Source organism: Lamprobacter sp. (genome assembly GCF_034860625.1).
Taxonomy (GTDB): domain Bacteria; phylum Pseudomonadota; class Gammaproteobacteria; order Chromatiales; family Chromatiaceae; genus Lamprobacter.
In genome coordinates, this window is record NZ_JAYESN010000057.1 from 1 (window position 1) to 22,629 (window position 22,629).

The 22,629-nt window shown below is 62.4% G+C and carries 16 protein-coding genes and 1 pseudogene; 5 read left to right on the plus strand and 12 right to left on the minus strand.

All coding sequences use genetic code 11. The annotated features are described in order from the left end of the window. A pseudogene (locus VBE63_RS15120) lies at positions 1-602 on the plus strand (type III restriction endonuclease subunit R); the annotation flags it as partial. A gap of 162 nt (positions 603-764) precedes the next feature. On the opposite strand, the gene VBE63_RS15125 reads toward VBE63_RS15120, so the two are convergent. Then, positions 765-1,046 (minus strand): helix-turn-helix domain-containing protein, encoded by a 282-nt coding sequence (locus tag VBE63_RS15125; RefSeq protein ID WP_323683879.1) that lies wholly within the window; start codon positions 1,044-1,046, stop codon positions 765-767. Between the two features lie 525 nt (positions 1,047-1,571). Between VBE63_RS15125 and VBE63_RS15130 the strand changes: the two genes are divergently transcribed. Continuing rightward, complete coding sequence (locus VBE63_RS15130) at positions 1,572-3,023, plus strand: TldD/PmbA family protein (RefSeq protein WP_323683880.1); 1,452 nt, start codon at positions 1,572-1,574, stop codon at positions 3,021-3,023. After that, positions 3,020-4,489 carry a TldD/PmbA family protein gene (locus tag VBE63_RS15135; protein ID WP_323683860.1) on the plus strand — a complete coding sequence of 490 codons (1,470 nt, stop codon included), beginning with the start codon at positions 3,020-3,022 and terminating at the stop codon, positions 4,487-4,489. The genes VBE63_RS15130 and VBE63_RS15135 overlap by 4 nt, the downstream gene beginning before the upstream one ends. A 118-nt stretch (positions 4,490-4,607) precedes the next feature. Here VBE63_RS15135 and VBE63_RS15140 read toward each other — a convergent pair whose 3' ends face one another. The 8 genes from VBE63_RS15140 to parE all read right to left on the minus strand — a co-directional run bounded on the left by VBE63_RS15140 (position 4,608) and on the right by parE (position 17,265). Continuing rightward, a complete protein-coding gene (locus VBE63_RS15140; protein WP_323683861.1) occupies positions 4,608-5,558 on the minus strand; it encodes a lysylphosphatidylglycerol synthase transmembrane domain-containing protein in 951 nt (316 codons plus the stop codon). After that, complete coding sequence (locus VBE63_RS15145) at positions 5,558-6,484, minus strand: lysophospholipid acyltransferase family protein (protein WP_323683862.1); 927 nt, start codon at positions 6,482-6,484, stop codon at positions 5,558-5,560. Before VBE63_RS15145 ends, VBE63_RS15140 begins: the two co-directional genes overlap by 1 nt. A 160-nt stretch (positions 6,485-6,644) precedes the next feature. Continuing rightward, on the minus strand, positions 6,645-10,355 hold the full coding sequence (locus VBE63_RS15150) for a translocation/assembly module TamB domain-containing protein (RefSeq protein ID WP_323683863.1): 3,711 nt from the start codon (positions 10,353-10,355) through the stop codon (positions 6,645-6,647). A 197-nt stretch (positions 10,356-10,552) separates the two neighbouring features. Then, positions 10,553-12,316 carry an autotransporter assembly complex family protein gene (locus tag VBE63_RS15155; protein ID WP_323683864.1) on the minus strand — a complete coding sequence of 588 codons (1,764 nt, stop codon included), beginning with the start codon at positions 12,314-12,316 and terminating at the stop codon, positions 10,553-10,555. 194 nt (positions 12,317-12,510) lie between these two features. Further along, on the minus strand, positions 12,511-13,494 hold the full coding sequence (glk, locus tag VBE63_RS15160) for a glucokinase (RefSeq protein WP_323683865.1): 984 nt from the start codon (positions 13,492-13,494) through the stop codon (positions 12,511-12,513). A gap of 137 nt (positions 13,495-13,631) precedes the next feature. Further along, positions 13,632-14,165 (minus strand): hypothetical protein, encoded by a 534-nt coding sequence (locus VBE63_RS15165; protein ID WP_323683866.1) that lies wholly within the window; start codon positions 14,163-14,165, stop codon positions 13,632-13,634. Positions 14,166-14,217: 52 nt separating this feature from the next. Next, positions 14,218-15,330, minus strand: a complete 1,113-nt coding sequence (locus tag VBE63_RS15170; RefSeq protein ID WP_323683867.1) for an FIST signal transduction protein — start codon at positions 15,328-15,330, stop codon at positions 14,218-14,220. A 48-nt stretch (positions 15,331-15,378) separates the two neighbouring features. Next, the gene (parE, locus tag VBE63_RS15175) at positions 15,379-17,265 is read right to left on the minus strand and encodes a DNA topoisomerase IV subunit B (protein WP_323683868.1); all 1,887 of its coding nucleotides are present in this window, start codon (positions 17,263-17,265) and stop codon (positions 15,379-15,381) included. Between the two features lie 91 nt (positions 17,266-17,356). Here parE and VBE63_RS15180 point away from each other — a divergent pair, with 91 nt between their 5' ends. Continuing rightward, the gene (locus tag VBE63_RS15180) at positions 17,357-17,617 is read left to right on the plus strand and encodes an exodeoxyribonuclease VII small subunit (RefSeq protein ID WP_323683869.1); all 261 of its coding nucleotides are present in this window, start codon (positions 17,357-17,359) and stop codon (positions 17,615-17,617) included. A 142-nt stretch (positions 17,618-17,759) separates the two neighbouring features. Beyond that, on the plus strand, positions 17,760-18,662 hold the full coding sequence (gene ispA, locus VBE63_RS15185) for a (2E,6E)-farnesyl diphosphate synthase (protein WP_323683870.1): 903 nt from the start codon (positions 17,760-17,762) through the stop codon (positions 18,660-18,662). Between the two features lie 181 nt (positions 18,663-18,843). Here the strand turns inward: ispA and proX are convergent, their stop codons facing one another. From proX to proV, 3 genes are all read right to left on the minus strand, one after another. Continuing rightward, a complete protein-coding gene (gene proX / locus VBE63_RS15190; RefSeq protein ID WP_323683871.1) occupies positions 18,844-19,860 on the minus strand; it encodes a glycine betaine/L-proline ABC transporter substrate-binding protein ProX in 1,017 nt (338 codons plus the stop codon). Between the two features lie 214 nt (positions 19,861-20,074). Beyond that, positions 20,075-21,334: a glycine betaine/L-proline ABC transporter permease ProW gene (gene proW, locus VBE63_RS15195; protein ID WP_323683872.1), complete on the minus strand. Its 1,260-nt coding sequence runs from the start codon at positions 21,332-21,334 to the stop codon at positions 20,075-20,077. Positions 21,335-21,337: 3 nt separating this feature from the next. Continuing rightward, positions 21,338-22,531 carry a glycine betaine/L-proline ABC transporter ATP-binding protein ProV gene (gene proV / locus VBE63_RS15200; RefSeq protein ID WP_323683873.1) on the minus strand — a complete coding sequence of 398 codons (1,194 nt, stop codon included), beginning with the start codon at positions 22,529-22,531 and terminating at the stop codon, positions 21,338-21,340. Between the last annotated feature and the right edge of the window lie 98 nt (positions 22,532-22,629).

The following is a 22,629-nucleotide window of genomic DNA, read 5'->3' on the forward strand; positions in this document are numbered from 1 at the left end:
TCCTTTTGCGGCACCAGAAGGAGATCGCCGCGTTCATCCATGCCCAAATGCAGGCGCACTATTGGGAGGACGAGGCAGTCGAGTATGAAGTCGTGATTAGCAAAGGCTTCACCGAGCTTAAGTCGAGCGCCTACACCGCTGCGGCGAACGAGGAGCCGCTGGACTTCAAGGTGTCGCCCAAGGACAAGAGCAACATGGCGAAGTATCTCTTCGGGGGTTTCAAACGCTGCCTGTATCCCTTACAGAAATTCGACTCCGAGGCGGAACGTATCCTCGCCGTGATTCTGGATCGGGAAGCGGAGAAGTGGTTCAAGCCCGCGAAAGGTCTGTTCCAAATCTTTTACCGGCTCGGGGCGGATCACCCCGAATATCAGCCCGACTTCGTCGCCGAGACAGCGGACGCGATCTACATGCTGGAACCGAAGAAACGCACCGCGATGAGTGATGCCGATGTGATCGCGAAAAAGGACGCCGCCGAAAAATGGTGTGAAAATGCGACGAGCTACAGCCTCAAACACGGAGGTAAGCCTTGGATTTATCGACTCATCCCCCACGACACCATCTCCGAGAATATGTCGATTGAGCACCTTGGGACGAGATAGCTGACATCTTCCTGAATACTGCATTTTTCACGCTAACGCTACAGGTCAGCCGGGCGCGCACTGAGAGATTGCAGGTTGAGCTGCGACCTGTCCCGCGCCTCGGCTTGACCTGCGTGTTAGAAGGCGCTTCCAACGAGGCTTGACGATGGAATTGCAAACCGCTCAACCAAGTTCACGCAGTACGTCAGGATGGCGTTCAGCGACCTTGAACAAGGTCCGCGCCGCGCCGCTCGGCTGGCGTCGCCCCTGCTCCCATTCCTGCAAGGTGCGCACGGACACGCCCAGCAGTTCGGCAAAGCGAGCCTGTGACAACCCTGTGCGCTCGCGCGCAGCCAGCGCGGGCGGGTATACCACCGTCCCTTGCCCGGCCTTCATCTGGCGGACGGACTCCAGCAGCTTAGCCCCCAGCTCCTCGCCCGTGATGACCTCGTCATGGTTCGACATCGAGTGTCTCCCGAATCGTCTTGAGGATGTGAGCGGGGATGTTGCCGCGCGCGTCCAGCGCACCTTGCGGCAACCACCGCTCCCGGGGATCACGTCACCGGCCAGCGGATGCGCGGCCAGCCAGGTACAGAACGCACCGCGCTCGTCTTCCGACCAGATGGCGCGGGCATCGTCCGTGAACAGCGGGGTTTCGATGATGGTGAACATGGACGCTTGACGATGGGGATTTCTGGGGTCTACGCTGATTTCGTCACGGCAAACCCCGCCCAAGTTGCGCCTGCAACCTGCCCAAACCGCACCATCCTGAACAAAGCCATTGACGCTCCGTTGCTCGGCCACTCAACGCTGCGCGACCCTGGCGCGCTGTACAAGACGATCCACGACACCAGCGAAGAATACCTTCGCCCCCAACGATAGTCGATCAGCCCTGTTTAGTTCCGGCTTCGCTGGGTTAGGAAAAGGGCCATTAATAACGCATTTCCGGCAATCATTTGCCCAACGCCCATCCGAGAATACCGTCTGATGATGGAATCCGATCTTCAAGCCGTCGCCACCCGCTTCGCCGCCTCAGCGCCCGCGGCCGACTATTGGACCCTGCGCTTGGTCGATGAGACCGGCGAAGGGCTGGCGGTGCGCGACGATGTCGCCGAGCCGAGCCGACTGTGGCGCTCGCGCGGTGCGATGATCACGGTGGTCGCCGGCGCTGGCCTGGGCTATGCCGCGACCTCGGACCTCAGTCCATCCGGACTGACACAGGCGACCCAGCGCGCGCGGGATCTCGCCGCGCTGCATGTACGCCTGGGTCTGTTCACGGCGGATCTCTATCCGCGCAGCAATCTGCGAGCACAGTACGCGGCCATTGTGCGCGAGCCTTGGGGGTCGCGAACGCTGGACGACAAGCTCGGCATCCTGTTTGACGCCTGCCGGCAACTCGACCGCGATCCGCGCCTGGTCGAGCGCGCCGCCTGGCTCGGCCATCGCCGCACCGAGCAGCTGTTGATCAGCGCCGATGGCGCCGAGATCGAGCAGGTCTGGGAAACCGTGCACAGCGGCCTCTCCGCCACCGCCCATATCGATGGCCAGACCCAAACGCGACGTGGCGGCGGGGCTGGCATGCCGCGCCAAGGCGGGCTCGAGCGGCTCGCCGAGGCCGGGTTCGACAGCGCCGCCGAGCGCCTGGCCGAGGAGGCGGTCGCCCTCGCACTGGCCCCCGAATGCCCGAGCGGTGAGCGGGATCTGCTGTTGATGCCGAGCCAGATGGTGCTGCAGATCCATGAATCGATCGGCCATCCGCTGGAGCTTGACCGCATCCTGGGCGATGAGCGCAATTATGCCGGCTTGAGCTTCGTCACGCCTGAGATGTTCGGCCAATATCGCTACGGCTCGCCGCTGCTGAACGTCACATTCGACCCCAGCCTGAGCAACGAGCTAGCCAGTTGCGCCGCCGATGACGAGGGCACGGCGGCCAAGCGCCAGTACCTGATCCGCGACGGCATCCTCGAGCGCCCGCTCGGTGGCGCACTCTCGCAGGCACGCTCGGGGCTGCCGGGCACAGCCAATGCCCGCGCCTGCAGTTGGGAGCGCCCGCCGATCGATCGCATGACCAACATCAACCTCGAGCCCGGCGCTGAGATGGAAAGCCTGGATGCGCTGATCAGCCGCATCGAGCGCGGTGTGCTGATGGAAACCAACCGTTCCTGGTCGATCGACGACAGCCGCAACAAGTTCCAGTTCGGCTGCGAGCTGGGTCGGCTGATCGAGGATGGCGAGCTGAAGGGCCTGGTGCGCAACCCCGGTTACCGCGGCGTCTCGGCCCACTTCTGGCGCAGTCTCGACGGCGTCGGCGGGCCGACCACCTTCGAGGTCGGTGGCGTGCGCAACTGCGGCAAGGGCGAGCCAAACCAATCAGTCTTTGTCGGCCATGCCTCGCCGCCCTGCCTGTTCCGCGGCGTTGAGGTGTTTGGAGGTGGACTATGACCCAAGCGACGCAGCCGGCCGTGCAGCCGGTAACAGATCCCACAGCGACTTCGGCAACAGATCCCGCGGCGACTCCGGCAATACATCCCGCAGCGACCCCGGCAACACAGCCCGCAGCGCAGCCGGCGATCAACCTAGCCATGTCCCTGCAGCCAGAGCCCTTCTTTGCGCTCGCCGAGCAGCTCTTCAGCCAGCTCCAGGGCGACGAGCAGTTGTTCCTCAGTCTCGACGGCGAGCGCTCGGACTTTGTGCGACTCAATCGCAACCGGGTGCGACAGGCCGGCGCGGTGCAGACGCAGCAGCTTGGGCTGACCCTGATCGATCGCGAACGCCAGCTCGACGGCAGCTGCGATCTCAGCGGCGATCCGGCTAGCGACCGGGCTTTGGCACTGAGGCTGCTGGGGCAGCTGCGCGAGCGCGTCCCGCATCTGCCCGCCGACCCTTACCTGAATCTCTCCGAGATACCAAGCAGCTCCGATCACAGACTCGACGCCGAGTTGCCACCAGCCACCGAGGCCATCGCCAGCCTGACCGAGCAAGCCAAGGGTCTGGATCTGGTCGGCATCTACGCCGCAGGCGACATCGCCAGCGGGCTCGCCAGCTCGATCGGGCATCGACACTGGCATCAAAGCCGCAGCTTCAATCTCGATTGGAGCTGCTATCTGAACGGCGATAAGGCGGTCAAAGACAGCTACAGCGGCTTCGACTGGCAAGCGAGCGCGGTGCAGGAGCGGATCGAGCGCCAGCGCGAGCGGCTCGCCGTGATGGCGCGCGCGACCAAGCAGATCGAGCCGGGTCAGTATCGGGCCTTCTTGGCCCCGGCCGCGATGGAAGAACTGCTCGACATGCTCGCCTGGGGTGGCTTCGGCCTGCGCGATCATCGCACCCAGCAAACGCCGCTGCTGCGCCTCGCCAAGGGCGAGCTGGACCTGAGCCCGATGCTCAGCCTGACTGAGGATCACAGCCGCGGCCTCGCGCCCGGCTTCACCGTCGAAGGCTTCCTGAAGCCAGCTCAGGTGCCGCTGATCGAGCAAGGGCGCTTTGGCCAGTGCCTCGCCGACGCCCGCTCGGCCAAGGAATACGGCGAAGCGGTCAACGCCGGCGCGGAATGGCCAGAATCGCTCGCCCTGGCTGCCGGCTCGCTGCCCAATGATCAGGCACTGACCGCACTCGACACCGGCCTCTACATCGGCAATCTCTGGTACGGCAACTGGTCCGACCGCAACGCCTGCCGCGTCACCGGCATGACCCGCTTCGGCAGCTTCTGGGTCGAGCGCGGCAAGCTGATCGCCCCGCTCGCGGTGATGCGCTTCGATGACAGTCTCTATCGGCTACTCGGCGATCAGCTCGAGGCCCTCACGCAAGAGCGCGAGCTGCGCCTCTCGGCCGAGACCTACGGCGGTCGCTCAACCGCCAGCGCGCTGCTGCCCGGCGCTCTGGTCAGCAGCCTCAATCTGACGCTTTGACGGCCAGCTTCATCGCCGGGAATCTCAAGCTTGAGAGCCTCAACTCATGGCCTTCCTCGCGGTCTTCCTCTTTGCCGTTTGGCCAACGCCCGCTGCACCGGGGGATGGATCAGGTTGCTCAGCGATCTTTCCGTTGAACGGGGATCAGCAATGCCATGGCCCCCAGCATTAAGGTGGCTCCGAGCAGAAATAGGTGCAGGTTGACCGCTCCCGCCAAGGCTTCCGCGGGCGCGACACCAAGCGGCACCATCGCCGCCACCGTCGCCAGCTCAAAGGAGCCACTGCCGGCAATGCCATGGAACGGCAGGACGCTGGACAACTCAGCACCCATCACCCCGAGTACCAGTTGCCAGAGCGCGGCTGGCACGAAATGACCAAGGATCAGGGCAAAGCCGATAAATTTTAGACTCCAGGACAGCGCCGTCCAGAAATACAGCCAAAGCACACGCCTTTGACTCTGCGGCGCAGCCCGCGACAAAGCCTCCAGAAAACGCAAGAAGCGCCCAGTAATCCCTTCGCGCGACTGAAACTCAAGTCGCGCAATCAGCCAAAACAGCGATAGCAGGCTCAGCCAGACGAACAGAAGCACGAGCCACCCTGGGTTCGGAGCCCGCACCCACAATGCTAGTCCGCCGATCAACCCTAAGAAGTGCAGGTCTAGCAACCGAATCCAGACCAGTGATGCCCCCGCGGCCAAGAAATCATGTCCAAAATAGCGGTGCATCAGCCATGGGAAGACCATCTCCCCAGCACGCATCGGCAGCAGATTATTCGCACTGTTATGCAGCACCGAGAGCCGCAACACCTCAGGAAACCGACCGCACAGCTCAGTTTGGAAATACACCAGCACCCGAACGGCCCGCAGCAGATAACTCGTCGCCGTCAGCAAGAATGCCCCAACCAGCACCGATGGGGGCAGCCTCGCCCAAGGCGCCAGCACCGACGACCATCCCAGCGTGGCCTCGACCAACACCACCACAAGCGTCAGCAGAGCCAGGCCAACAAGCCAATCCCGCGGACGCCCAAGCCTTGGCAACCATGACGGAAACAACGGCGACAAGCTCACCATCAACGCCGCTTCCGCCGCCGGAGAGGATAGATCGGCTGCGCTCCCTCAGGCCGCGTCTTGAAACGCCGATGCACCCAAAAATACTGCGCTGGCATCGTCCGCAACCTCGCCTCGATCAGCTGATTCATGCGTGCTGTATCACGCTCAGTATCACCGCTCGGAAACGCTGCGATCGGTGGCTCGAAACAGAGCTCCAACCCCTCGCCCCGCGGCAGAAAGCGTGCAAAAGTGGGGATCACCACTGCACCAGCAAGCCGTGCAATGCGCCCAAGCGTCGGCACCGTCGCTGCCGGCACGCCACAAAAGGGCACAAAGATGCCACGTCGACCGGGGTCCTGATCCGGCAGATAAAAAAATGGCACCCCGGATTTCAAGGTTCGGATCAGCCCGCGCAGATCGTCCTGACGCTCGATGGGAATCGCCCCAAAGCGCGTCCGCGCATGCCGCACCTGCGCATCGATCACCGGATTGCGGATACGCTGATACATATAGATCCCTGGATGCACCAGCGCCGTAAATGCTGTGCCGCCCAACTCTAGCCCGACGAAGTGCGGTACCAGCACAATCACCGGCCGCCGGGCTGCAACAAGGGCATCAATCCTCTCCCGATGGCGCAACCGCACGATACCCGACAACCGCCGTGGCGGTGCTGCCCAGCACAGCCCCTGACAAACCGCAGCCACACCAAGCCAGCCGAAATGCTCGCGGACCAGCCGCTCCCGTTGCCGTGCATCCAGCTCCGGTAGACAGATCGAGAGGTTGGTCCGTGCGACCCGACGCCGGCCCCAAGCGAGCTGGTAGCCGATCCAGCCCAGTCCGGTCCCCAATCCCACCTGCACCTTGAACGGCAATAGCGCCAAGAGCTTGAACACACCGACCGCAGCCCAGCTTGGCCAATGCCGCGGACTCCAAAACCGCTTATTCACAGGCTGTCACCTTGGCGTTCACTCCTCAAGCGTCCCATCGACCAAGCCGAGCGGGGCTCGATCGGCGATTGGCTCAATCGGCTCAATCGGCTCAATCGGCTCAATGAAGGACGACCTAAGCGATGCTGGCCGCCGTCCATGCGCGCAGCAGGCAACATCTTCAGTTCTCGAACTTGTAGAAGAAATCAATACCCTGCGCATCCCCGGTCTCGCTTTCCACCTGGATGCGCTTGGTCAGGTCATAGCGCATCTTGATACTGTCGGACTGCTCGCCGAGGCTGGTGTCGTACTCCATAAAGAGCTTCGGGGCAATATAGGTGCCGACCGAGACCGAGCGGTCATCCCGCCGACCACCAGACTTCGGCGGGATACCAGTGACCAGGTAGCTGGTGATCTCGGACTGCGACAAGTTGGGGTCAGACTCAGAGAAGAAGGCAAGCTTCGGGTTGCGCAGCGTGCCGAGTATACGAACACCAGCGGTGATATCACCGCCTTCACGTTGCGCATTGAGGATGATGCCTGGGTTATCCAGCGGTGTATTGGCAAACAACAGAATCCCTTTCTCGATCACCAGCGGCCTGCCAACCGAGGTCAGGATGCCGAGTCCAGGGAGTGAGACCCGATAGGTCCCATCAACCACCTGCAGCTCGCCATTCCCCAGCAGCGGTTTACCTGGCTGCTGGGTCAGGCGTAACTGTCCTTGCAGCAAGCCGCGCAGTCCAAAGGCCTCCAGCAAGACCTGATCGCCAAGCTTGGCCAGCACATCGATACTGATCGGCGGGCCGGCATCCTGACGGGTCCCCTCCATCACCACGTCCGGTGAGGGATGCACGGCACCCGCCGCAATGCTGCGCGGCCTGATGGTCGCTGTCGGCAGGCTCAACTCGCCGCGCAACGAGCTACCACCAAGGCCAAAGCCGGCCTCGAGATCCAATGAGAGGATCGCCAAGTATTCCTTGGTATTCGCCACCTTCAGCTCGCGACCCTCCAGCTCCAGGGTGAAATTTGGCTCGGAGGCCGCCATGCCCGTCGCCCTGCCCTCAAGGCTCAGCCGGCCGCCCCCCACCAAGGCACCACCACTGAGTTGCATCGCATCCGCACTCTCGCTTTGCATGGTCAGATTGAGATCAGCGACCTCAAGGCCGATCGCCGGCACCGTCAACGCGAGATCGCGCACCGCCAAGTTGCCCTGGATCACTGGCGCTGTTAGGCGACCACTGAGCCCGAGATCACCCTCGATCCGACCCCCTACATCGCTAATATCCGGAGCGAGCTTGGCGAAGCGGTCCAGACGGTCGAGCCCAATCCGAACGCGGCCATTCAGCGCCTGGCGGTCGATGCCGCTGAGTCGGAAGCCTGGCAACGCTATCTCCGCATCGATTTGCCCCGCACCCTCGACCGGCAGCTCGAAGCGCGCATCCATCCCGCTCGCAGCGGCGCGGATATCAAGCCGGGTACCCCTGAACACCAGGGTCTCGCTCGCGTTCGACAACAAAATCTCGACACCGCCCTCAGGCACCCGCAGCTCGGCACGCCCGGTGAGCAGATCGCCTTGGCCTTCGAAATCCGCCTTCGCGGTCAGGTAGCCAGACAGGGAAGTGGTATCCGGGGTGATCGCGTCCAACAGATCAAAGCCGAGCCGCTGGAGATCAAGCGAGGCCGAAAAACGGCCCGGCTCAGGCTGCTTGAACGAAACGCAGCCGCTGGTCGATGCAGCATTGCCAAGAGCATTGCCAAGACAGAGCGGCCCGGCCTCGATCACACCCGCTGCGGCGCTGAAGGGCGCCGGTTGGCGCAGGCGCCAAGTGTCGAACTCCCGCGTCTCAAGCGACAGCCCTGTCAGTCGCCCACGATAGACGTTGTCATCGCTGAGGCCGGCGTCGAGTGATAGCTCAAGACTCAGGGGATCACCCTGAACGTCGACGCTCAGCTGGTGCGCGCGGGTACTGCCTTGACCGCGGGCTTGCAATACTTCGAAGCGCTGGCCGCCAGCCGTGAGATTGCGGCCATCCAGCCTGAGCTGCAGCGGGCTCTCTGGTGCTCGCCCAAGCTCGGCCCTGGCATCAAGGCGCTCGATGCCCTGTCCGCTCAGCTCGATATCGCGACCCTCAAGGGTCAGACTAAGCTGCGGCGCCTGCAGGCTACCCGCGACCGAGCCTTCGGCCTTCAGACTGCCCCTGAGCTCCGGCAAGAGCTCGGCGAGACGAGGCGAGTTGAGGAGGTAACGCAGATCGAGCTGTTGGTCGATGCGCCCAGTGATACTAAGCCGCGTCTCACCAGAGCTTGCTTCGAGGGCGCGGATGCTGACGGCCTCGCCCAGCACCGTGACATCTGCTCCTAGGGCCACCGGATAACCCCGCAGCTGACCAGCAAAATCGCTGACACTGACGCTCAGATCGAGCCCGTCCGCCGTCATCCCGCCCTCGCTCTGGAGGCGACCACCCAAACTGCCTGGCCAGTCAGCAAGAAACTGACCAGGGTCGAGATCCTTCGCGGTGAGTGCGAGATTCCAAGTCGGCTGAGGAGACCAGCCAAGCTGCCCCTTGCCGCTCAGCAAGCCATTCAGCGTCTTGATGCTCAGCTCAACGAACTCGGTACTCGACGGATCTCCCGTCCCGACCAACGCGACTTCGGTTTCGGGGATCTGCGGGCCAAAGGCCTGCAGATTCACGCGATACGCATACTGATCAAGCGAGCCCTCGACTTCCACTAAGCCCTGAGGCGACTCGGCAATTGGCGGACCCGCCAAGGGCCAGCGCAGCTGTTCCCAGAGCGCCTCGAACGCGAACACCGGCACGCTCGGGTTGGTATCCAAACGGCCACTGACATCGACACGAACACCGGCGGGTTTGCCAGCCGACACCCTCTGCCCAGCCTGGACTGAATCCGCCTCGGTCTTGGTGCTCGGCGACTCGGTCAACCGGAGCGCATTGATGGTTAACACCCGTGACGCCCATTCGATATCCAGATCGGCCGCGAGGCGTCCCATCTCGACCAGATCCGGAGCGGTACCGGCGAGGCTGCCAGTGACCGATGCCTGCTCAAGATGGCCTTCCGTCTTCAACTGTGCCTGCAGCACGAGCGGCGGTGCATCAGCAAGGATCTGCGGCAGATCGATCGCCTGGAGATCGATCTCGGCCTGCCAGTTCGGCGATGTCAAGGCCTCCTTGACTTGTGCCTGCAAGGTCGCTGTGACCGAGCCCGTCACCCGATGCGAGATCAGCAAGACCTCTAGATCGCCGCTGACCTGACCTTCGCCGGCGACTGAAAACGCCGGTGCCTGTTGGAAGCACCAATCGAGGCTCAGACTGATCGGATACGCACCATCGAGCTGCAGCTGCCCCGTCGCTTGGACGCGCGCCTGAGGCTGCAACAGCTCGGCCGTCAGCGTTCTGAGATCGACCCTGTCATCACTCGCAGTTGCCGAGAGCTCAGCACGCGTCAGCTCAATGGCGGTCCCTGGCGGTGCACCGGCCTGCTGGTAGCTCAGCCGCTCGATCCTGAGTTGATCAATGTCGACGCCGATCGGCAGCCAAATCGCGGGGAGCTCGAAGGGTTCACTCGGCGGTTTCTCCTCCGCGGCGGGCTCGGTCACCACAGCAATATCGCTGCCCTTGAGTTGCTGAATCCGCAGCCGGCCGCTGAACAAGTCTGTCGGACTCCAGTCGAACAGCAGAGCGCCAACGGAGACCTCAAGCCCAGGCAGACTCAAGCCGAATCCAGTGAGCTCGAACCGCCCTAGCACCCGGCCCTCGACGCGATCAGCCTTCAGTGATCCAGGCGCCAAGTCATCGGCGAGCACAAACAGGGTCCGAAGGCCGGTCTCTGTACCCAGCAGGAACGCCGTTAGAATCACGACGAGCGTGAGCATGATCAGGATCAGGCTCCCGATCCAGCGCAGTGGCCGGAAGCGGCGCCGATGCTGATCAGGTGACTGGGTTTCTGCCGGCGTCGATTTGGTCGGTTCAGTACCAGGCTGGGCGCCCGCTTGGAGACGCGATTCGGCGCCCGTCGGATCTGCAGCCGGGTTAATCCCTGTCTTCGGAGGTGCTGTGCTGTCGTTCAGGCTCACAGATCAGGACCGAGTGCAAAATGCAGGCGAAGGCCGGCTGGGTCCTTGGTCAGCGCATAGGCTAGGTCCACCCGAACCGGGCCGATCGGCGTACTGTAGCGGATGCCGAGGCCGACACTCTGTTGCCAGTCATTCTCATCGTCGGGATCAAAGGCATTGCCGAAATCAGTAAAGACCGCAGCGCCCCAAGGACCGACGACCTGATGCTCGAGCTCGAGGCTGCCAACGGCCAAAAATCGCCCGCCAAGAGTTTGATTGGTGTCCGGGTCATTGGGGCCCAGTACATCGAAGCCCCAACCACGAAGGCTGTTATCACCGCCGGCGAAGAAACGCTGACTCGCCGGAACATCCGTGACGCTGGACGCCCAAATCGCACCCAGATTGCTCCGACCAATGAACCGCATCTTCTCGCTCAGTGACTTGATGAGCTTGTAATTGAATTGCCCACTCAGCCAGTTGCTGGTTGACAGCAGATCCTCCGAAGTGCCCTGTACATAGGCGTTGATCTTATATCCATTACGAGTGTTGATCGGATCATCCGAGACCACTTTGGACCAAGACATATTCGGCACTAGGCCATTGAAGTTACCATCATCGCCCTTTCCGACCGAAAAATCCTCATAGCGGTAATCAACACCGATGATGCGTCGCCAGCCGTTATTGGTTTGTATCGATTGGGCCACGCCGAGCTTGAACAGGTCGCCCTCGCGGGTATCGGTGTCAAAGGCGAAAAACTCCGGTCGGATCAGAATAAAATCCTGCACCGGATTGCCAATCGGAATTCGATACTCGGCAACGAGAGACTGCTTAACCTGCGAGATCTCGAGCTCTGCTTTGAAATGGTGGCCGCGCCGCCCGATGTAGCGGCGCCGATAATCGAGATTGAAGCGCGGTCCAACATCCGTTCCATAGCCGATGCCGACTCGGTACAGATTAGCCTTGTTCGGGGTCGCGATCACCTCGATGGGAATCTCCCGATCCGCACTGGCTTGAGCCTCCAGTGGCTGGATCTCGACGTTATCGAAATACTCGGAACCAAACAAACGGCCCTGCAGGCCCAGCAACAGCTCAGGATTATAGATCACGCCTGGCTTGAAGTTGACGAATGTCGCTAGAAAGCCGTCGTCGAGGAGGTCTTGTTTGAAACGGACCTCACCAAGGTAAAACTGCTCGCCAGTCTCGAGATGGAAGTCAACGATCGCCTCATAGGCCTCGGGGTCGATCAGGACCAGATGGCGAACCAGGCTCGCATTGATGTAGCCCTCCTCGGACGCGACATTCAGAATGCTGCCCTTGGCTTTCTCGTAATCAGCATGGATCAGCGGAGCGCCGATCTTCATCGGAAACTGCTTCGGAAATCGCGGATTATCAGCACCTGGACCAGTCACGCGGTAATCAATCTGACCGATCTTAACAGGCGCCCCAGGATCGACCTTGAAGGAGGCCACCCAAGTACCATCATTGGGTTGGGTCAAGCTCGACTCCACCTCGACCCGATAGAGGCCAAACGGCGCCAAGGCCTCTCGAATCTGCTCCGGTGCTCGACGATAGAGGGCGCGCAGTCTTGGCTCTGACATCTCCTTGTCATCTCGCGCTTGATAGATCGCAAGCAGCGCTAGGACGTTAGTCTCATACGGCCCTTCTAGCCCCTCGACCTTGACCGCAAGACTCAGCGCCTCGGCATCGGCTGCGAACAGGATAAGTAGCGAGACGAAGCCGAGCCAGCCGCCCAGGCAAGTTGGCTTTCGGCTTGGAAGCAACGAAAACAACCCCTTTGGATCTAGGTGTCTAGAGGATGACATCCCGGCGGAAGAGCCCTGGAGGTGCAAACAAGAAACAGATGATTGCACAGAAGTCACAATTGGGGCGAGCGCAAGACGGACATTCGCCGACGAGACGCCGAGATCATTCTGGCGGCCAAGCGCCCAACCCAGGGTAACCCTGTATCTGATTCTCAGCAGATCTCCGCCACCATATAGCGTGCGGCCCCGTACAGCGGCGTCAGGGGATCAAGAATCACATGGACCGGAATCTGCTCCATCAGGCCGCGCATACGGCCCTTGTCTCGAAAGCCCTCGGCAAAGCCAGGACCTTGCAGTAACGCAAGGTTCTTAGGTGCAATACCACCACCAAGATAGACCCCACCCAGGGCCATATGCTTGAGCGCGGTATTGCCAGCCTCGCGTCCATAGAGAACCGCGAACAGCTCCATCGCCTCTTGGCTGATGCTATGGCCATTGCTAGCCGCCTCGGCGACCGCGGCGGCGATGTCGCCGTCGCTGCGCAGGGCCTCGGCAACCGCCGGCGGATGCACCGCCTTGTGCCATTGCGCAAGGAATTCGTAGATGTTGCCGATTCCCATGCCCGAGACGACGCGCTCCCAGCTCACCCGCCCAACACGCTTCTGGAGATGGTTCAGGAGCGCGAACTCGCGGTCATCGGTCGGCGCAAAGTCGGTATGTCCGCCCTCGGTCGCAAATGCGCGATGCTTAACGCCGTCCCAAAACATGCCAGCCTCGCCGAGCCCCGTCCCAGCGGCCACCACACAGGCGTTACCCACCGCTCCGGTCGCACCCGGCTGCAGCACGGCAAGCTCATCAGCGGTCAACGCTGGTACCCCCCAGGCCACGGCCTCGAGGTCGTTGAGGAGACCAACCCGATTGAAGCCCAGGCTCTTCTGCAGGGCCGCGGCATCAATCTGCCACGGCAGGTTGGTCGTCTTGCTGCGACCACTGACGACCGGCCCGGCAACGGCAAAGGCCGCCATCTCGCACTGGCCGCCGGTCTCGTCGAAAAAGGTGGTGACGATCTCACCGAGTGACACCGACTTCCGGCTCGGATAGCGACGATGCAGATCGAGCTTGACGCTATTGCCCTGGACCTCCGCAATCCCGAGTCCCGTCTTGGTGCCGCCGATATCGCCGACCAAAACACGCATGATGTTCTCTCCAGACTTGAACGAGCGCCCGCGGAGCAAAGCGGCGAGCGACGTCTGATGATGATAGCAGCCCGCCCCGCCCTTCGAGGCGAGCACAGGCTTAATCGTTGCCCAAACCAGCGCTAAATCGAATCAGCTTAGTGCTCACCTGGGCGCAAGCTGACAAAACGAAAGGGGGCTGCAAGTAATCGATCCGGATAATGCAGCAGCACGCGCGCCTCCCAGGTCATGCGATCACGGACACAGACTGGCAGCATGCCCTTCCCAGTCCAGGCGGCAGACTCCAGGTCCCAGCTCAAGTCCGCACGATTGAAGCCCATCGCCATCTCAACGCCAGCAAAATCGACCTCAACGCGCTCTGGTGTCGGCAAACCCTTTAGGCTCACGCGCAGCGCCAGCGGATGCACGGCGGGGATGCCGCGGGGCTGGATATCGAGCTCGACCTCGGCGCCGGTCGCAAACCACACTGAACAGGCCTGAGTCAGCAGATCGCAATCCGGGCTCAAGGGCGCTCGCTCATTGACGACCGGATGCAGCAAGGGCCAAGTCTTCACCAAGACCACCGTGACAATGGCGACACCCAGGACAGCCACCATTCCCCAAAGCAAGGCCAACAGCCAACGACCAGCCCGAGCGCGCCCGGGCGCTCTGACATCCGACCCGATGCTCATCGCACAACCTCTGGCGGCCAGCCAGTCGCCAAAGCAATGCAGCACCTCGGCATCAGGTGAAGAGGGTCAGTACACCGGTATAGCCATAGAGACGATTTTGCGATAATTCGCCGTTCGCGTAGAAGCCCACCAGCGGAAAGTCACCCAGCTCATCGCGTATCTGCTTCAGCTCTTCCGAGTCTTCGCCGAAGAGGTTAGCGCCGCGGCCAAGACAGGACACATAGACACCACCGCGCGGCGGCTCACGCAAGCGCGCTTTGAGATGTTCCAGCATCCGCGACAGGTCTTCCCGTGCGGTATTCGCATCACGCCGGCAGAACATGAGATCCTGGCCTTTTTCGACAAGATCGCCAATCCCAATCAGCCGCTTCTCGAGGTCGACACCAATCAGGTTACGGACCAGATAGTCGCCCGTGTCAGAGCCCCGAATCGGCAGCCCGACAAAGATGTAGCCGCCAACGCGGGAGATATCACGGGCCAAAACCTCGCCGATGTCCTCTTTGAAGACATCCAAGGCCGGACGGCCGTCAAGTTCGATGATGACATTGCGCTGGCATTCGGTGATCTGCCGGTGTGGTCCGATCGGCGAGCAGCCCTGCGAGAGCGCGGTTTGAATGCCGACAGCCTCGGTGAACATCACGCCTGTCAGACCACCTTCGGTTGGCTCATCGGCAATCACCCGGGCATTGTGCTGGCTGCTGGCCAAGCCGCCAACCATGAATCCACTCACGGTGCGCTCGGCAAGCTGGCGGATCAGACTTTCCGTCAGCGGATTGCTCGGATCAGCATGGACCAGCCCCATGAAGGGTTGTGCGCTGCCGAGCCAAGCACGCTGAGCGGCATCGAAACCCTCGAGATCCTTGACGATCGGTGGAAACACCCGAAACGCTTCTTCCGGTAGGTCGGCAACCATCGCGGCAATCGCCGGACGTTCGTAGTACTCGACACCGGTCGCGCAGATCCCAATTCCAACCGCGCCCACCCAATGCTCGACATCGGTGGCTTCCCGCAGTGCATCGAGGATCGCCTCGAGATGGGCGTTGATCGCATCGGTCACATAGAGGAAACCGAGTCGACCTTGGGCAAAGCCGAGACCAGCAATGACGCGCTCGAGCGCTAGATTCCAGTCATCGTCGGCGGCGTGGGCGTAGGGAAATGAGTGCATAGTCGCGCTGCGCGTCTAGGTAGATTAGCGGTGGGGCGGCTGGCTGTCTCAGACTTCAGCCAGGTCGCCCTTTTCCTGCAGCCAGGCGCGACGATCAGCGGCGCGCTTTTTGGCCAACAGCATGTCCATCAAGGTGGCGCTGTCATCGCCAGGCTCAACCGTCAGTTGCACCAGTCGACGGGTATCCGGATGGATCGTCGTCTCGCGTAACTGTGCTGGGTTCATCTCGCCGAGCCCCTTGAACCGCTGCACACTGACCTTGCCCTTGAGCTTCTCGGCGGCGATGCGATCGAGCACGCCACGGCGCTCGGCATCATCAAGCGCATAGAAGACCTGCTTACCGACATCGATCCGAAACAGCGGCGGCATGGCGACGAACACATGACCTGCGGCAACCAGCCGCGGAAAATGCTTCAGAAACAAGGCGCAGAGCAGTGTGGCGATATGCGCCCCATCGGAATCCGCATCCGCCAAGATGCAGATCTTACCGAAACGCAGGCGCGAGAGATCATCACTGCCCGGATCGACACCAATGGCCACCGCAATATCGTGCACCTCTTGCGAGCCAAGCACCTCGGCTGGATCGACCTCCCAGGTGTTCAGGATCTTGCCCCGCAACGGCATGATGGCCTGGAATTCACGGTCGCGCGCCTGCTTCGCCGAGCCGCCAGCGGAATCGCCCTCGACCAGAAACAGCTCGGTGCGCGCCGGATCAGTGGCCGTGCAGTCGGCCAGCTTGCCGGGCAGCGCAGGCCCCTGGGTCACGCGCTTGCGGGTCACGGTGCGCCCGGCGCGCAAGCGCGCCTGTGCCGCGCCGATGGCGATCTCGGCGATGCGCTCACCATCGCCGACATGCTCGTTGAGCCAGAGACTGAACGCATCTTTCGCCACGCCGGAGACAAAGGCTGCGCACTCCCGCGATGACAGTCGCTCCTTGGTCTGGCCGGAGAATTGTGGGTCCGCCAGCTTGACCGAAAGAATCCAGCTCGCACGCGCCCAGACATCCTCGGGCGCCAGCTTGACCCCACGCGGCAGCAGATTGCGAAATTCACAAAACTCACGCACCGCCTCGGTGAGGCCGGTGCGAAACCCGTTCACATGCGTCCCACCCTGCACCGTCGGAATCAGGTTCACATAGCTTTCTGTGATCTGCTCGCCGGTCTCAGGCAGCCAGGTGACGGCCCAGCTCGCGGCCTCGGTCTGGCCCTCGAGGTTGCCAACGAAGGGCCTATCGGGCACCCGCTCCGCCTCGCCAAGCGCCTCGCTGAGATAGTCCCGCAGGCCGTCGGCGTAGCACCAGCGCTGCTCCTCACCCGTATTCTCGTCGCGAAACCGAACGTCGAGCCCTGGACAGAGCACGGCCTTAGCGCGCAGTAGATGGGTCAACTGTCGCACGGAGACCTTCGGCGAGTCGAAATAACCCTCGTCCGGCCAAAACCTCAGTCGGGTGCCACTCTTGGCCCGGCCAACAGTGCCAACCTCGGTCAGATCCTCGGCCTTATGGCCATGGGCAAAGGCCATCCAATATTCCTTGCCATCACGCTTAACCCAGACCTCAAGCCGCTTCGACAGCGCGTTGACGACCGAGACACCCACCCCGTGCAGACCGCCGGAGAAGCGGTAGCTGCCCGCCGAAAACTTGCCGCCGGCATGCAGGGTGCCCAGAATCACCTCGACCCCGGGCAGACCCTGCTCTGGATGGAGATCGACCGGCATGCCACGACCATCGTCACTGACTTCGACAGAGCCGTCCTGATGCAGCGTCACATCTATCCGGCTGGCCTTGCCGACCAGTGCCTCGTCGACACTGTTATCGATGACCTCTTGCGCGAGATGGTTTGGCCGCGTGGTGTCGGTATACATGCCCGGGCGTTTGCGCACCGGGTCTAGGCCGCTGAGAACCTCAATGGCCGAGGCGTCGTAATTACCGCTCATGGCGGGGCAGGATACTCCTTCGTCGTCGGCTGCGTTGACCGGTCAAAGCCCTCTACGGTACCGTAGATCGAAAGACAGGTTCAAACCCGTGATGAGTGAAGACAAGATTCAAGACCCCAAGCAGTTCGAGGCTTCGTTGCAGGCGCTCGAGACGATCGTCGATCAGCTCGAGCGCGGTGATCTTAGCTTAGAGGCCTCGCTTGCGGCGTTCGAAGAAGGTGTCCGCCTCAGCCGTGGCTGCCAACAAGCCTTGGAGACGGCGGAGCAGCGCATTCGCATCCTGACTGAGGGATCGGATGAAGCCGAGCCCGAAGCCTTCCTCACCAGCGCAGACCAGGCTCAGGGCAATTAGGCGGGCGGCCTGCTTGCGTCCATCCGCTATGACGGCCCCTAGTCTGCACTCCGTCCCTCGCCTTCTTGATGCTTGATCTGCTCCTTGAAGATCTGCTGAACCTCCCTCCAACCACTGACCTCCGCTGCCTCCTGATCGGCTCATGCAAGACGCTTCCCGCCTCGAAACCTTTCTCAAAGACTGCCAAGCTCGTGTAGAACGCACCCTTGAGCGCGTCTTGCCCGCTGCTGAGCAGCCACCCACTCGGCTACACCAGGCGATGCGCTACGCGGTGCTCGGCGAAGGCAAGCGCGTGCGGCCAACCTTGGCCTATGCCGGCGCCAGGGCAATCGGCCTAGCCCCCGAGCGGGTCGATGCCGGCGCCGCTGCCGTCGAGCTGATCCACGCCTATTCGCTGATCCACGACGATCTGCCGGCGATGGACGATGATGATCTCAGGCGCGGACGGCCGAGCTGTCACAAGGCCTTCAATGAGGCTACCGCCATCCTGGCCGGCGATGCGCTGCAGACGCTCGCATTCGGCGTGCTCGCAGAAGACAAGGGCACGGAGACCAGCGATGGCGCTCGGGTCCAGATGGTCGCCGCACTCGCGCGTGCTGCGGGATCGATCGGCATGGCCGGCGGACAGGCGCTTGATCTCGAGTCAGAAGGCAGCGAGCTCGATCTGGTGATGCTGGAGAACATCCACATCCACAAGACCGGCGCGCTGATCCGCGCCAGCGTGCAGATGGCCGTCCTCGCCTGCCCTGACCTCGAGCCAGCCAAGGCCGACGTGCTCGATCACTACGCGAAGTGCATCGGCCTCGCCTTCCAGATCCAAGACGACTTGCTCGATGTTGAGGGTGACACCGACGTGATTGGCAAGCAAAGCGGCGCCGATGCCGCGCATGAAAAGGCCACCTATCCGTCACTGATGGGGATTGGGCCAGCGCATGAAGCAGCCAACGATCTGATCACCGACGCGCTCGATAGCCTGAGCAGCTTTGACGAGGGCGCCGATCCCTTACGCTGGATTGCACGTTACATCGTCAATCGTGATCGCTGAGCAGCGAGCGGCATCCTGCCGAACAGCCTACTGTGCAAGCACAGCCTCGTCCCTGAGGCAGCGAATCTTCAACGCCCACTAGGCCATCACAGCCGGTGCCAACGCTGTGATGGTTGATGGCCCATGGCTGACAGACCGGCGCAGCCATTGAAGATCAATCGCTTTTGGTTCAGATCAGGCCTTACTCCGCCGCCGCCCTTGCCTGCTCTAGCCAGCTGTCGTAGGTCGCCTGATTGGCCTCGATCCATGCCTCGGCGTGACGCTTGATGTCCTTTTCGCTATCCTCGCCATCGCGCATGCGCAGGTTCTGCGCACTGATATCGTTGCTCGAGACCTCCATGATCGCAAACAGCTTGGCTGCGGCTGGATTGGCTTCCGCCCACGCCTTGTTGGCGATGATGCGCTGCACATTGGCCTGGAAGCCATAGTTCGAGCCGTCGGCCAGCGCGGTATCCACGTTTTCACGCTCACCCGGGAGCGCGCTGAACGGCACCTGTAGCCAGGTAACGTCATCACCGGGCACCAGCACGCCGCTGACCCAGTATGGGGTCCAGGTGTAGTAGAGCACTGGCTCGCCCTGCTCATAGCGGGTGATGGTGTCGGCCATCACCGCCGAGTAGCTGCCCTGATTGTGCTCGACGGTGTCGCGCAGGTCGTAGGCGTCGAGGTGATGCTCGATCACCTTTTCGCAGCCCCAGCCTGGGTTACAGCCGGCCAGATCCGCTTTGCCATCGCCATCGGCGTCGAACAGCTTGGCGATCTCCGGGTCCTTGAGCTGTTCGATGTTGGTGATCTCGTAGGCCTCGGCGGTCTCCTTGTCGATCAGGTAGCCCTGCAGCGAGCCGCTCGAATAGGTGCCCTCGCGGACGATCTTGTCATCGCCACCAGCCTTCTCGAAGAAATCAATGTGCAGCGGGTCCCAGTGCGCGGCCATGAAGGTGGCATCACCGTTGGCCAAGGCGACGTGTCCGGCCGCGTATTCGATCTCCTTGATGTCATCGACCTCATAGCCCAGGTCTTCCAAGGCCTGCATGACCAGCAGGGTCTGGAAGGTCTCCTCGGCGATTGAGCTCTTGATTGGCACCACCTCGACGCCTTCGCCGGGTTGTTCAGCAGCCACTGCGGCGCTGACGGCGAGGGCCAGCGACGAGGCCATCAGGGTAGGTAACGCGTGGGTGCGCAGGATAGAGCTAGGCATAGTCAACAGTCTCCGTTCAGGGTGAAAAGATCAAGGCCCGATGCCAACGGGCCTGGAGAGCGAATTGTGATCGGATCAGCGATCAGCGCATTCATGCCAGCAACAGCCAACCATCCCAGCGCCAATGATGGCGGTGCAGATAGCCAAAGCGCCGGCCTTTCAGCATCAGTCAGGCCTTGGCGTTGTGTTGTGTTGTGTTGTTGGCATTGTGTTATCAGGCGCCAGCGCTACCCTTTGCCGCCGCCGGCGTTCGATGCCGAAACAGGCGATAGAACAGCCCCACGGGGCCTGATTCATACCAGTGCCGGGTCGGCTTATCGCGGCTGGCCTGGCCAAAGGCCTGGGTCATGCGGTCGAGGATGATCGCCAACAAGACGATGCCAACGCCGCCAATGGTGGCCAAGCCCATGTCGAGCCGGCCGATGCCGCGCAGCACCATCTGGCCGAGTCCGCCGACCGCGATCATCGAGGCGATGACGACCATCGAGAGGGCCAACATCAAAGTCTGGTTAACCCCGGCCATGATGGTCGGCATCGCCAACGGCAACTGGACCTTAAACAGCAGCTGTTTCTTCGAGGCGCCGAACGAGCGCGCGGCCTCGACCAGATCCGCGGGCACCTGACGGATACCCAGGTTGGTCAGCCGAATCAGCGGAGGCAGCGCGAAGATGATGGTCACCACCACACCCGGCACGTTGCCGATACCGAACAGCATCACCACCGGTACCAGATAGACGAATGCGGGGGTGGTTTGCATCGCATCCAGCACCGGTCGAATCAGGGACGCGGCGCGGTCGCTGCGTGCGAGCCAGATACCGGTCGGCAGCCCAATGACGATGCAGAACACCACCGCGGTCAGCACCAGCGCCAAGGTCACCATGGCCTCGGACCAGGCGCCGATCAGGCCGACCAGCGCCAGGGAGATCACCGCGCCGAGCCCGAGCCGCTTGCCACCCGCCTGCCAGGCGAGCAGGCCGAAGATCAGGATCATCAGCAGATCAGGCACCGCCAGCAGGGTCGATTCGATGCCGGTCAAGGTGCCATCGATCGGCCAACGGATGGCTTGAAAGACGGCACGAAAGTGCTCGACCAGCCAGTCCAAGCCTTGATCGACCCAATCGCCGAGCGGGATCACGGCGTCTTGGAACGGGTGCATCCAATCGATCGCCGTCAGCTCGATCGCATTGCCGCCGGCAAGCCAATCGCCCGCGGTCGCAGCGGCCCCTTCCTCGCCGGTGGTACCGCCACCACCCCAGGGATTCGCTGCTACCGCTGGCTCAGGGGGCTCAGCCGACCAGGGGTTGCTGGCAGGCATTGGCTCGCTGGCCTCTGCCGAACTGGCATTGCTCGCGGGTACTGGCTCGGTCGAGGCTGCGGCCCAGGGATTCGCCGCGGACTGCGCCGATGCTGTTGCGGGCTCTGGGGATTGCGTTGACGCAGACTGCTGCGCCCAGGGATTCGTGTCTGCAGCCATCGGTCAATCCTCCCGATCCAGGGTTTCGAGTAGGCTCGCCTTGGTGATCACGCCTTGGTAGCGTTGCTCGCGATCGACCACCGGAACCCCACAGGGACTCTCGGCGACGGTGCGCAGCAGATCACTGACCGCCGTGTCGGCCGGCAGGGTCGGAACCCCTTCCAAGAAGGCCTGGCTGATCCGATGCGGCTCCTCGCGATGCAGCAGTGCCTGCAGTGAGGACAGCGAGACGACGCCATGGAATTGCTGCCGGCGGTCGACCACATAGCCGAACTCGCGATCATGGTCGCGCAGGCGCTCGATGGCCGCCCGAATGCCCTCCTCCAGGCGCTCGAACACCGTGATCTGCGTCTTGCGCGCGATATCGCCCGCTTTCAGCACGGTACTGACATCGACCCCACGGAAGAACGAGCGCACATAGTCATCGGCTGGGTTACGCAGGATCTCGTCTGGCGTCCCGACCTGCACCACGCGCCCGCCTTCCATGATCGCGATCCGATCACCGATGCGCATCGCCTCATCGAGGTCATGCGAGATAAACACCACGGTACGGCTGCTATCCGCTTGCAGCTTCAGCAACTCGTCCTGCATCTCACTGCGGATCAGGGGGTCCAGTGCCGAGAAGGCCTCGTCCATCAGCATCACCGATGGATCATTCGCCAGCGCTCGCGCCAGCCCGACGCGCTGCTGCATGCCGCCGGAGAGCTCATCCGGGTAGCTCTCGGCCCAGGCCTTGAGGCCCACCTGATCCAGCGCGGCGAGGGCGCGTTCTTCACGCTCAGCCCGCCCCACCCCGGCCAGATCCAGCCCGAAGGCGGCGTTGGCGCCCACCGTCAGATGCGGCATCAGCGCAAACGACTGGAACACCATGCTCATGTCGCGGCGGCGAAGATCGAGCAGCTCCTTGTCGTTCATCGCCGCGATGTCGCGGCCATCGACCAGCACCTTGCCGGCGCTCGGCTCGATCAGCCGATTCAGCAGCCGAACCATGGTCGACTTGCCCGAACCGGACAGGCCCATGACGACGAAGATCTCGCCCTCGTAGATGGAAAAACCGGCGTCGCAGACGCCGACGGTCTGCCCCGTCTGCTCGAAGATGGCGTCTTTATCGACACCCTCATGCAGCAGTCGCAGGGCCTGGTCTGGATGATCGCCGAACACCTTGTACAGGTGCTCGACGATGACTTTCTCTTGCATGATGCTTGTCGCAGACGCCCGCTAAGGCCCATGCGCTCCGCGTTTGGGAGAGACTGAAGCCGGTCGCGGCCACTAGAGCTGGCGCATCCGGCCTCAGC